The sequence below is a fragment of the Streptomyces sp. NRRL S-337 genome (genome assembly GCF_000720175.1).
Lineage (GTDB): Bacteria > Actinomycetota > Actinomycetes > Streptomycetales > Streptomycetaceae > Streptomyces > Streptomyces siderophoricus.
In genome coordinates, this window is the sequence record NZ_JOIX01000131.1 from 1 (window position 1) to 11,767 (window position 11,767).

7 protein-coding genes are annotated in these 11,767 nt (G+C 74.8%); 1 reads left to right on the plus strand and 6 read right to left on the minus strand.

Annotation, left to right across the window (positions count from 1 at the left end; genetic code table 11):
- Window positions 1-160: 160 nt before the first annotated feature.
- Window positions 161-3,616: an ATP-dependent DNA helicase gene (locus IG62_RS0139970; RefSeq protein WP_030815902.1), complete on the minus strand. Its 3,456-nt coding sequence runs from the start codon at window positions 3,614-3,616 to the stop codon at window positions 161-163.
- Window positions 3,617-3,843: 227 nt separating this feature from the next.
- On the minus strand, window positions 3,844-4,332 hold the full coding sequence (locus tag IG62_RS0139975) for an MGMT family protein (protein WP_078872521.1): 489 nt from the start codon (window positions 4,330-4,332) through the stop codon (window positions 3,844-3,846).
- A gap of 188 nt (window positions 4,333-4,520) precedes the next feature.
- Between IG62_RS0139975 and IG62_RS0139980 the strand changes: the two genes are divergently transcribed.
- Window positions 4,521-7,502, plus strand: coding sequence for a lysylphosphatidylglycerol synthase transmembrane domain-containing protein (locus IG62_RS0139980; RefSeq protein WP_030815908.1), 2,982 nt, complete (start codon window positions 4,521-4,523; stop codon window positions 7,500-7,502).
- 118 nt (window positions 7,503-7,620) lie between these two features.
- Here the strand turns inward: IG62_RS0139980 and moeZ are convergent, their stop codons facing one another.
- The 4 genes from moeZ to IG62_RS0140000 all read right to left on the minus strand — a co-directional run.
- Window positions 7,621-8,799 carry an adenylyltransferase/sulfurtransferase MoeZ gene (gene moeZ / locus IG62_RS0139985; RefSeq protein WP_030815910.1) on the minus strand — a complete coding sequence of 393 codons (1,179 nt, stop codon included), beginning with the start codon at window positions 8,797-8,799 and terminating at the stop codon, window positions 7,621-7,623.
- Window positions 8,800-8,872: 73 nt separating this feature from the next.
- The gene (locus tag IG62_RS0139990; RefSeq protein WP_030815912.1) at window positions 8,873-9,637 is read right to left on the minus strand and encodes a spherulation-specific family 4 protein; all 765 of its coding nucleotides are present in this window, start codon (window positions 9,635-9,637) and stop codon (window positions 8,873-8,875) included.
- Complete coding sequence (locus IG62_RS0139995; RefSeq protein WP_030815914.1) at window positions 9,625-10,581, minus strand: NAD-dependent epimerase/dehydratase family protein; 957 nt, start codon at window positions 10,579-10,581, stop codon at window positions 9,625-9,627. Before IG62_RS0139995 ends, IG62_RS0139990 begins: the two co-directional genes overlap by 13 nt.
- A 274-nt stretch (window positions 10,582-10,855) precedes the next feature.
- Window positions 10,856-11,767: hypothetical protein (locus IG62_RS0140000; RefSeq protein WP_078872522.1), on the minus strand; the 912-nt coding region annotated here is incomplete at its 5' end.

Consider the following 11,767-nt stretch of genomic DNA (forward strand, 5'->3'; position numbering starts at 1 on the left):
TTGTGTGGACGTAAAGCGTCAGCAGTCCACACAACCGGCCCCGGAGGCCCGTCACCGCACCCACCACAAACCCAGCCCGCCGCAGGCGCAACGGCGAGACGACCCGCGGCGGGAAAGACAGCCACGTACGCGGCACCGCAATACGCGGCACCGCAAAGCGTCATTCCACGACCTGGCGCCCCTCCGCCACCGCGCTGCAAGAAGCGCGGAACGCGCAGTGCGTGCAGTGCGTGCCCGTGGCCGGCGTGAAGCGTTCCTCCAGGACGCGGCCGGCGGCGGTGGCGAGGAGGTCGCCCACCCAGTCACCGTCCGGCGGCGGCTGGGCCTGTACGGCGGGCAGCGCGTCGCCGCCCTCCTTCTGGGGGGCGCCGATGCGCAGGTGGACGAGTTCGGCGCCGCCGGGTTCGGGGGTGTGGCCGTCGAAGACGTCGTCGACCGCGCCTTCGCGGACCGCGAGCTGGTAGACGGCGAGCTGGGGGTGGCGGGCGACCTCGGGACCGGTCGGTTTCTGCTTGCCGGTCTTGAAGTCGACGACGTAGGCCCTGCCCTGTTCGTCCTTGGCGACGTGGTCCATGCTGCCGCGGATGCGGACCTCGTAGGTGCCGGCGCGGAGGGTGACGTCGAAGGGGTGCTCGGTGGCGACGGGGTCGCGGCCGAGGGTGTCGCGTTCCATGACGTGCCAGCGCAGGAAGCGTTCGAGGGCGGCGCGGGCGTGGTCCTTTTCCTGGCGGGACTTCCAGGGGGCGTCGAAGGCGAGCGCGTCCCATACGGAGTCCAGGCGTTCCATGAGGACGGTGAGGTCGGCGGGGGTGCGTCCGGAGGCGACCTCGTCGGCGAGGACGTGGACGACGTTGCCGAAGCCCTGGGCGGCGGTGGCGGGGCTGTCCGCCTTGACCTCGCGGCCGAGGAACCACTGGAGGGCGCAGGTGTTGGCGAGCTGGTCGAGGGCGCTGCCGGAGAGGACGACGGGCAGGTCGCGGTCGCGCAGCGGGACCCGGCTGTGGGTGGGGTCGTTCATGCCCCACCAGGTGTCGGGGTGGGCGGCGGGCACCAGGGGGCGGTGGTCGTCGTCGTGCAGGGCGGCGAGCCGGGCGAGGCGCTGGGCGGCGGCGTCGCGCAGGGCGGGGCTCGCCGCGGGGTCGACGGTGGTGGCGCGGAGTTCGGCGACGAGTGCGGCGACGGAGAGGGGGCGGCGGGGGCGGCCGGTGACGTCCTGGGGGGTGATGCCCAGTTCGGTGAGGAACCGGGAGGGCTGGTCGCCGTCGTCGGCGGCGGCCTTGACGGCGGTGACGACGAGGCGGTCGCGGGCGCGGGTGGCGGCCACGTAGAACAGCCGGCGTTCCTCGGCGAGCAGGGCGCCGGGTGTGAGGGGTTCGGCCAGGCCGTCGCGGCCGATCCGGTCGGCTTCGAGGAGGGAGCCGCGGCGGCGCAGGTCGGGCCAGAGTCCTTCCTGGACGCCGGCGACGACGACCAGCCGCCATTCCAGGCCCTTGGCGCGGTGGGCGGTCATCAGCCGGACGGCGTCGGGGCGGACGGTGCGGCGGGTGAGGGTGTCGGCGGCGATGTCCTGGGCGTCGAGTTCCTCCAGGAAGTTCAGGGCGCCGCGGCCGCCGGTGCGTTCCTCGGCGCGGGCGGCGGTCTCGAAGAGGGCGACCACGGCGTCGAGGTCGCGGTCGGCGTTGCGGCCGGCGGCGCCGCCGCGCCGGGCGGCGCGTTCCAGGCGCTGCGGCCAGGGGGTGCCGTCCCACAGTTCCCACAGGGCCTGTTCGGCGGTGCCGCCGCCGGCGAGGAGTTCGCGGGCCTTGCGCAGCAGCAGACCGAGCCGCTGGGCGCCGCGGGCGTAGGCGGGGTCGTGGGCGACCAGGCGCTGGGGTTGGGCGAGGGCGCGGGCGATCAGTGTGTCGGAGGGGGGCGGCAGGGGTGCGCCGGCGGCGCGTTCCTCTTCGCGCAGGGCGCGGCCCAGGCGGCGCAGGTCGGCGGAGTCCATGCCGCCCAGGGGGGAGGCGAGCAGGTCGAGGGCGGTCTCGGCGTCGAGCCAGCCCGGTGTGGTGGCGTCCGGGGCATCCGGTTCGGCCGTGTCCGGTTCGGCCGTGTCCGGTTCGGCCGTGTCCGGTTCCGGGTCGAGGGCGGCGCGGGCCGCGGCGCGGAGGGCGGTGAGCAGGGGGGCGACGGCGGGTTCGTGGCGCAGCGGGAGTTCGTCGCCGTCGATGTCGAGGGGGACGCCGGCCGAGGTGAGGGCGCGGCGGACGGCGGGGATGGAGCGGCCGCCGGCGCGGACGAGGACGGCCATGTCGCGCCAGGGCACGCCGTCCTCCAGGTGGGCGCGGCGCAGGATGTCGGCGACGTTGTCCAGTTCGGCGCCGGGTGTGGGGTAGGTGTACGCCTCGACGCGGCCGCCGTCCCGTACGGGGGTGGGTTCGCGGTGGGCGCGGACCTTGGCGGCCGGAAGGCGGGTGAGCGGCATCCGGTGGGTGAGCTGCCGGGTGGCGGCGAGCAGGCTGGCGCCGGAGCGGCGGGAGGTGCCGAGGACGGCGACGGGGGCGGGGGTGCCGTCGCCGCGGCGGAAGGTTTCGGGGAAGTCGAGGATGCCGTTGACGTCCGAGCCGCGGAAGGCGTAGATCGACTGGTCGGGGTCCCCGAAGGCGACGAGGGTGCGGCCGGGGGTACCGGGGGCGGCGGCCGCGGTGTAGTTGCCGGCGAGCGCGCGCAGCAGTCGTACCTGGGCGGCGTCGGTGTCCTGGTACTCGTCGACGTAGACGGCGTCGTACGTGGTGGCGAGGTCGGCGGCGACGTCGGGGCGTTCGGCCAGGAGCACGGCGCGGTGGACCAGTTCGGCGTAGTCGAGGACGCCCTGGCCGTCGAGGACGTCGAGGTATTCGGCGAGGAAGCCGGCGGCGGCGTGCCAGTCGGGGCGGCCGGTGCGGCGGGCGAAGGCGCCGAGGGCGTCCGGGCCGAGGCCGAGTTCGCGGCTGCGGGCGAGCACGGCGCGGACCTCGTCGGCGAAGCCGCGGGTGGTCAGGCAGGCGCGGAGGTCGTCGGGCCAGCTGATCGCGGCCCGGCCCTCGGCGGCGAGGTCGGCCTGGCCCTGGAGGAGTTCGCGGACGACGAGGTCCTGCTCGGGCCCGGACAGCAGGCGCAGGGGGTCGGCGAAGAGGTCGGCGTCCTGGTGGGCGCGGACCAGGGCGTAGCAGAAGGAGTGGAAGGTGGTGGCCTGCGGGATGCCGGCCGGTACGGGCGGGGTCCCCGGCCCCGCGCCGTGTTTCCCGGGGCGCCGGCGCGGCTTCTCCAGGGCGCGCAGGCGGAGGGCGAGGCGGTCGCGGAGGTCGACGGCGGCCTTGCGGCTGAAGGTGAGGACGAGGATCCGCTCGGGGTCGCCGCCGTCCCGGACCCGGCGGGCGACGGCTTCGACGAGGGTCGTGGTCTTGCCGGTGCCGGGGCCGGCGAGGACCAGCAGCGGGCCGTCTCGGTGGTCAACCACGGCGCGCTGGGCTGCGTCCAAGGTGGGAGGGTCCACCCGTTCCGGCGGGGTGCGGACCAGTCGGTACGCGCCGGAGGCGTCCTGCCGCGCCGCCCGGCGGGGCTGCGTCGGCGGGACGGCCGAGAAGGAGGAGCTCACGTGGATCGCCGGTCCTGAGGAGGGTGCTGGTCGTGGTGCGGATGCGGTGCGGTGCGCGCCGCGGTGCCGGGTGCCGGGGTGGCCGGGGGCCGGGCGGCGGGGCCGTGGTGGCGGCCGGCGCCGGGACGGCAGTGCCCGACGCTACGCCAGTCGGCGCCCGGGCCGGGGACCGGTCCGCGGGCCGCCACAACGGGCCGCAGGCGGCGCCGGTGCCGGTGCCGGGCGGCTCAGTCGTCCCATGCGTCGTCCCGGTCGTCCGGGTCGTCCCGGTCCTCCGGCCGGCCGTCCGGGTCATCCGGGTCGTCCGGCCGGCCGTCCCAGCGGGCGCGCCGCATGTCGAGCCTGGGTATGTGGTCGTCCGCCTCCACCGACGCCGACCGCAGCGGGGTGCCCTCGTCGCGGTAGTGGGCCAGGGCGCGCAGTTCGCTGCCGGGCAGCAGCTTGCCGTCGGCGCGCACCACCCGCCACCAGGGGACCGCGCCGCCGTAGAGCGCCATCACCCGCCCGACCTGCCGCGGCCCGCCCACCCGTCGCCCGCCACCGCCTTCCCCTGGAAGCCCTTCGGGCTGCCCCTCTTCCGCGAGATACTCCGCGACATCGCCGTACGTCATGACCCGGCCGGCCGGGATCAGCTCGGCGACGGAGAGCACCCGCTCGGCATAGGCGGGCAGCTCCCCGGCGTCGGCGCCGGGCGCCGTGTCTCCGGTACCACTCATTCGGTCCATCCTGCCGCACGGCACCGACAATGGGAGCGGACGCATGGTCCACCACCCTTCGGAACACCGGCGGCGGCCGCCACCGGACCCGGCGCGGTGGCGGAGGTTCCGCTTCCCGTCACCCCGAAATGCACCCTGATGCCCCCCTCCACCGGTCGGCCGTGCCACCATCTTCCGGACGGTGACTGGTGATACGAGATCAAGAAGAGACGGCCGAGCAGCAGGGCGCGGCGCCTCCGCGGGAGGCGGGCGCCCCTGAAGCGCTGCCCGTCGAGGGGAAGCACCAACGGAGGCCGGCCACGGCTTCCGCTACCGAAAAGGCGAGCACGATCAAGAAGGCCGAACGACCGGGGGCGTCCCAGAGGCCGGAAGGGCCCAAGGAGCCCGCACCACCCAAGGGACACGAGGAGGAGCCGAGGAGCGACCGGCAACACCGGCAGGTGCCGGACGACGCGCACGTGGAGCACGGCAAGGGCGCCGAGCCGGGCCCGGCCGCCGCCCGCGGCACCTCCCGGACGGGTTCGCACCGCGACGGGGAGGCCGTCGACGCGTGCGGCGAGTTCCACGTCGACCGGGTCTCCGGTGATGAGCCGCTGCTGCCCGCCCGGGTGCACCGGCCCGCCGACCTGCTGCGGCTGCTGCTCGGTATGGCCGGCATCGCCCTGGTCCTCGGTCTGGCCACGTTCGCGCACGGCACCACCGCGGGCCTGGCCCGGGACATCGGCACCGGCGCGCGGGCCACTCCCCCGCTGCTGATCAACCTGGCGGGGCTGAGTGCCAGCGTCGCGGTGCTGATCGTGCCGGTGGCGTTCGCCGTCGAGCGGCTGATCAAGCGGGACGGGCTGCGGATCGCGGACGGCGTGCTCGCCGCCGTCCTGGCGCACGGGGTGTCGCTCGCCACCGACCTGTGGGTGGCGGAGTCGGCCCCGGCCTCCATCAGGGTGGCGCTGACCCAGCCGCTGGCGAACGGCTCGCTCTCCGCGCCGGTGCACAGCTATCTGGCACCGGTGATCGCCTACATGACGGCGGTGGGCATGTCCCGGCGGCCGCGCTGGCGGGTCGCGATGTGGGGCGTGCTGCTGCTCGACGCGTTCGCGGTGCTGGTCGGCCGCTACACCACACCGTTCGCGATCATCACGACGGTGCTGATCGGCTGGACCGTGGCGTTCGGCACCCTCTACGCCGTCGGCTCCCCCAACGTCCGGCCCACCGGGCAGAACCTCCTGGCCGGGCTGCGCCGGGTCGGTTTCCGCCCGGTCAGCGCGCTGCGCGCGGAGGACACCGCCAACTCCGAGCAGACCGCCGGCCCCGAGCAGAACGAGCACGCCGACCGCGGCCGCCGCTACCTCGTCACCCTGGAGGACGGCCCGCCGATCGACGTCACCGTGGTCGACCGCGAGCAGCAGGCCCAGGGCTTCTTCTACCGGGTCTGGCGCCGGCTGTCGCTGCGCGGCGGCATCAACCAGCGCCGCAGCCTGCAGTCGCTGCGCCAGGCCCTGGAGCAGGAGGCGCTGCTGGCGTACGCGGCCATCGCGGCGGGAGCCAACGCCCCCAAGCTGATCGCCACCTCTGAGCTCGGCCCGGACGCGGTGATGCTGGTCTACGAGCACATCGGGGGCCGCACCTTCGACTCGCTGGCCGACGAGGAGATCACCGACGCGCTGATGCACAGCGCCTGGCGGCAGGTCGAGGCGCTGCAGTCGCGGCGGATCGCGCACCGGCGGCTGGTCGGCGACGCGCTGCTGGTGGATCGTTCCGGCAACATCGTGCTGACCGAGCTGCGCGGCGGCGAGATCGCGGCCGGTGACCTCGTGCTGCGGATGGACGTCGCCCAGCTGCTGGTCACGCTGGGCCTGCGGGTCGGCGCCGAACGGGCGGTGGCGGCGGCCGTCGAGGTGCTCGGCCCGGACGCGGTCGCGGACAGCCTGCCGCTGCTCCAGCCGATCGCGCTGAGCCGCACCACCCGGGCCACCCTGCGTCAGCTGGCCCGTGAGCGCGCCAAGCGGGAGCGGGAGGCGGTGCTGGCGGCGTCGCAGGCCGCCAAGGAGGCCCGGGAGGCCCGGGAGGCGGCCCCGAAGGACCGCAGGACGCTGCGGGCCGAGCGGCACGCGGAGAAGAACGCCGAGAAGCGGGCGCTCGACGAGGCGTCGGAAGAGGCCCGCGAGGAGGACCTGCTGGCCCAGATCCGCCGGCAGGTGCTGCTGATCCGGCCCACGGCGGTGATCGAGCCGGCGAAGCTGGAGCGGCTCAGCCCGCGGATCCTCATCAGCTGGATCGCCGGTGCCTTCGCGGTGTACCTGCTGCTGTCCCAGCTCACCAACTTCAACCTCGGTGACGTGGTCAGCGAGGCCCAGTGGGTGTGGGTGCTGGTGGCGATGTTCTTCTCGGCGACGACGTACATCGCGGCGGCGATGAGCCTGTTGGGGTTCGTCACGGAGAAGGTGTCGTTCGTCCGGACCATGATCGCGCAGATCGCGGGCAACTTCGTGAAGCTGGTGGCGCCCGCCGCGATCGGCGGGGTGGCGCTCAACACCCGCTTCCTGCAGCGCGCCGGGGTCCGGCCCGGTCTGGCGGTGGCCAGCGTCGGCGCCTCCCAGCTGTTCGGGCTGGGCAGCCACATCCTCCTGCTGCTGGCCTTCGGCTATCTGACCGGCACCGAGCAGACCCAGGACATCTCGCCGTCCCGTACGGTCATCGCCGGGCTGCTGACCGTGGCCGTGCTGGTCCTGGTCGTCACGGCCGTGCCGGTGCTGCGGAAGTTCGTCTCGACGCGGGTGCGGTCGCTGTTCGCCGGTGTGGTGCCGCGGATGCTGGACATCCTGCAGCGGCCGCGGAAGCTGGTCACCGGCATCGGCGGGATGCTGCTGCTGACGGCGGCGAACGTGATGTGCCTGGACGCGTCGATCCGGGCGTTCGGCGGCGGCGACAAGATCAGTTACGCGAGCATCGCGGTGGCCTTCCTCGCCGGCAACGCGCTGGGTTCGGCCGCCCCGACACCGGGCGGCGTGGGCGCCGTCGAAGGTGCGCTGATCACCGCGCTGACCATCGCCGGGCTCCCCGGCGACACCGCGTTCCCGGCGGTGCTGCTGTTCCGGCTGATGGTCTTCTGGCTGCCGGTCCTGCCGGGCTGGCTGGCCTTCACGTATCTGACGCGCAAGGGCGAGATCTGACCTGCGAGGGCCCCCGGGGCCCGGGGGCCCTCGGTAACGATGAAGGCGCCGGTCCGTAACATCCGGACCGGCGCCTTCGGCGCTGTTCAGGGCGCGGTGATCAGCACACCGCCATCGATCAATAGACCGGCTTCTCCGGCTCGACCGTGTTGACCCAGCCGATGACGCCGCCGCCCACGTGGACGGCGTCGGCGAAGCCCGCGGACTTCAGGACGGCCAGCACCTCGGCCGAGCGGACGCCCGTCTTGCAGTGCAGGACGATCTTCCGGTCCTGGGGGAGGTCCTGGAGGGCGCTGCCCATCAGGAACTCGTTCTTGGGGATCAGCCGGGCGCCGGGGATGGAGACGATCTCGAACTCGTTCGGCTCGCGGACGTCGATGATGTCGATCTTCTCGTCGGCGTCGATCCACTCCTTGAGCTGCTGCGGAGTGATCGTCGAGCCGGCCGCCGCCTGCTGGGCCTCCTCGGAGACGACGCCGCAGAACGCCTCGTAGTCGATGAGCTCGGTGACGGTCGGGTTCTCGCCGCAGACCGCGCAGTCGGGGTCCTTGCGGACCTTGACCTGACGGTACGTCATCTCCAGTGCGTCGTAGATCATCAGGCGGCCGACGAGCGGGTCACCGATGCCGGCGAGCAGCTTGATGGCCTCGTTGACCTGGATGGAGCCGATGGAGGCGCACAGCACACCGAGGACGCCGCCCTCGGCGCAGGAGGGCACCATGCCCGGCGGCGGGGGCTCCGGGTACAAGCAGCGGTAGCAGGGGCCGTGCTCGGACCAGAAGACCGACGCCTGGCCGTCGAAGCGGTAGATGGAGCCCCAGACGTACGGCTTGTTCAGCAGCACGCAGGCGTCGTTGACGAGGTAGCGGGTGGCGAAGTTGTCGGTGCCGTCCACGATCAGGTCGTACTGGGCGAAGAGCTCCATGACGTTCGTGGAGTCGAGGCGCTCTTCGTGGAGGTTGACCGTGACGTACGGGTTGATGCCCAGCACCGTGTCCTTGGCGGACGCGGCCTTGGAGCGGCCGATGTCCGCCTGGCTGTGGATGATCTGGCGCTGCAGGTTCGACTCGTCGACCTCGTCGAACTCCACGATGCCGAGGGTGCCGACGCCGGCCGCGGCCAGGTACATCAGCGCGGGCGAGCCCAGGCCGCCGGCGCCGACACAGAGCACCTTGGCGTTCTTCAGCCGCTTCTGCCCGTCCATTCCGACATCGGGAATGATCAGGTGGCGGGAGTACCTGCGGACCTCGTCGACGGTGAGCTCCGAAGCGGGCTCGACCAGGGGTGGCAGCGACACGGATGACCTCAACAAGGGGGTTGGTCGGTATCTGAGGACTGGTTGTCTTCCCGTAACACTGCCACGCCCTTCTTCATTCCGAGACACCCGGTCCGATGCGCGAGACGAATTCGTCCCAGTAGCCGGGCAGTGATTCCCAGGCCCTTCCGACGGTGTCTGCGGCCCCGGCCCGGCGGTCGGTGAGGTACACGGTGCCCGCCCCCTGCCAGCGGGCGATCCGCAGCGCTTCGTCCAGGTGCGTGCGCGGCACGCTGTGCACGAGGTGGCAGAACCGCTCCGGAGGGTGGTCGGCGGTCCACTCCGCCACCTGTGACCAGCGGTAATCGGCCCACCGGCCGGCAAAGGTGACGAGCTGGTCGGCGGATTCGGCGTAGCCGGGGTGCGGGTGGCTGCCGTGCCCGAAGACGAGGTGGCCGTCCGGGCACAGGCCGCGCAGGGCGGCGGCGATCCGCCGGGTGGCGGGCAGCAGGGGCCGGTCCGTGGGGGTGCGGTCCAGCCAGAAGCCGTCCACGCGGTACCACTCCAGGTAGCGGTGGGCGTCCGCGAGCACCTCGCCGAAGGGGCGGGCGCCCCGGCCGAGGTCGAGGTGTCCCAGTACTCGGACACCCGTCTCACGGAGGCGGGCGGCGGCCGGGACGCAGTGCGGGTCGGGGCGGGCGCCGGGCCCGTTGGACACGTCGAGTACCGCCCAGTGCACCAGGCCCGGCCCGCAGCGGAGCAGTCCGGCCCATTCGGCGGGCGCGAGCAGCGGATGGGCGAAGCCGGGGACGCCCAGGCCGAGCGGGGCGGCGCCGGTCGGGGCGCGGGCGGGTCCCGCGGGGGTGGTCAGATGCGACATGCGGCCTCCATCCAGATGTCGGCGAGGGATTCCTCCAGGCCGATCCGGGGGCGCCAGCCGAGCCGGTCGCGGGCGGTGCGGACGTCGGCCTGCTGCCAGGTGCCGCAGCCGTCGGGGTAGGGGTAGGTGGCGGGCGGCGAACCGACCGGGTGGTCGCCGGCCGGGCCGGGGATGACGAGCCGGGCCGGCGGGGAGTCGAGTTCGTGCAGCGCGCCGCCGAAGCCGGCCACCCGGGCGAGCACCGAGGCGGCCTCGCGCAGCCGTACCGCGCGGCCGGTCCCGATGTTGACGACGCCCTGCGCGGCGGACAGCGAGGCGGCGTGCACGGCGCGGGCGACGTCCCGGACGTCGACGAAGTCCCGCTGCACGCCGAGCCCGCCGAGCTTGAGTTCGTTGTCGCCGGACTGCATGGCGCGGCGCATGGCCTCGGCGAGCCGGCCGAGCGGGGAGCCGGCCGGGGTGCCGGGGCCGACCGGGGAGAAGACCCGGAGCACGACCGCGTCGAGGCCGGAGCCCAGGACGAGTTCGGTGGCGGCCAGTTTGCTGACGCCGTACGGCCCGCCGGGGCGCGGCACCGCGTCCTCGGCGGTCGACGAACCGGGCTGCGAGGGCCCGTACTCGGAGGCGCAGCCGAGGTGGACCAGGCGGGCGCCGCAGCCGCTGCGGCGCAGCGATTCGCAGATGGTGGCGACCGCGACGGTGTTGTGCCGGGTCAGCTCGCGGGCTCCGCCGCGGGTGGCACCGGCGCAGTTGACGACCACGCCGGGGTGGACCGCGTCGAGGAAGCGGGTGAGTGCCCCGGGGCTGCCGGTGGCCAGGTCGAAGCGGACGTCGGCGTCGTCGCCCCGCCCGAGGGCGGTGAGCTGGACGGCGGGGTCGGCGAGCAGGCGGTCGGCGACGTAACGGCCGAGGTAGCCGTTGGCGCCGATGAGCAGCACCCTCATCGTGCGGCCCCCCGGTGCCGTCGGGCTTCGGTCGGCTGGACGTTCATGTGTCGTGCTCCTAAGGCGGATGGTGGGAAGTGCGTGCGCTCCGGCCGGGGGGTCGGCGTCCGTCGTGGGGACGGGTGCCGCGTGGGGGGCGTGGTCCGCGGCGGGCGGGCCACCGCGGCCGGAGGTGCCGGAGAGGCCGTTGCCGGGTGCCTCTGCGGCGGTGGTGCGTGGTGCGGGCGCCCGTAGGGGGCGGCGTGGGGGTGCGGCCCGGTGGCCGTCGGGAGGGTCACGGCCGGGGCGCCTTCGCCGGGCCGGCGGGGGCGGGCGAGTGCGCGCAGGCGCCGGTGAGCGCCCGCAGGCCGTACGCGAGGAGGCCGAGGGCGGCGGCGGTGCAGGCCAGGGCGGGGACCGCGGCCGGCCCGACGGCGGCGGCCAGTGCCCGGACCGGGGCGTCGAGCGGGGGCGCGCCGGGGAGCCGGGCGATCAGGACGAGGGCGGGGGCGAGTGCCTCCAGGGCGGCGGCCGAGGCCAGGCCGACGACGGCGGGCTTGGGGAAGCCGTGGACGGTGAGCAGCCGGGCGAGGAAGAGCACCAGTCCGAGGGCGATGACGGACACGGCGGGGAGGGCGCCGCCGTCGCTCCCGCCGAGGGCCGCCCGGGCACCGAGGAGCAGGGCGGTCAGCGTGGCCAGGAAGAGCAGGGTGGTGCCGAGCAGCAGCGGCCGGATGCGGGCCGCGAACTCGCCCAGCCCGCGGCTGGCGGCCAGGGCCCGGCGGCCGCGTACGGCGAACCAGCGGGCGCAGCCGGCCGCGGGGAGCACGGCGAGGGCGAGCGCGAGGGCGGCGGCGAGGGCGGGGCGGGGGTGGGCGGCCGTCAGGTCGGGGCCGCCGGGCAGCAGCCGGTCACCACCGAGCGCGTGGCCGACGGTCCAGCAGGTCCACAGGGTGGCGGCGCGGGAGCCGGTGCCGGGGTGGCGGGCGCGCAGCGGTCCGGTACGTACGGCCAGCCGGACGGCGAGGGCGGTCAGGACCAGCCCGGTGATGCCAACGGCCGTACGGGCCAGGGGTGTTGCCGCCCCGCCGACGGAGGCGAGGGCCGCGAGGGTGGCGGCGCAGAGGGCGCCGGGGAGGAGGTGCAACGCGGCGCCGCAGCGTCCCCCCCACCCCCGAACCCACCCCCCGCCCCCTCCCCCGAAGGG

Coding starts and splice junctions, on each gene's coding strand:
- IG62_RS0139975 (WP_078872521.1), bottom strand. CDS start 4,332: ATGAGTGGTACCGGAGACACGGCGCCCGGCGCCGACGCCGGGGAGCTG.
- IG62_RS0139990 (WP_030815912.1), bottom strand. CDS start 9,637: ATGTCGCATCTGACCACCCCCGCGGGACCCGCCCGCGCCCCGACCGGC.
- IG62_RS0139995 (WP_030815914.1), bottom strand. CDS start 10,581: ATGAGGGTGCTGCTCATCGGCGCCAACGGCTACCTCGGCCGTTACGTC.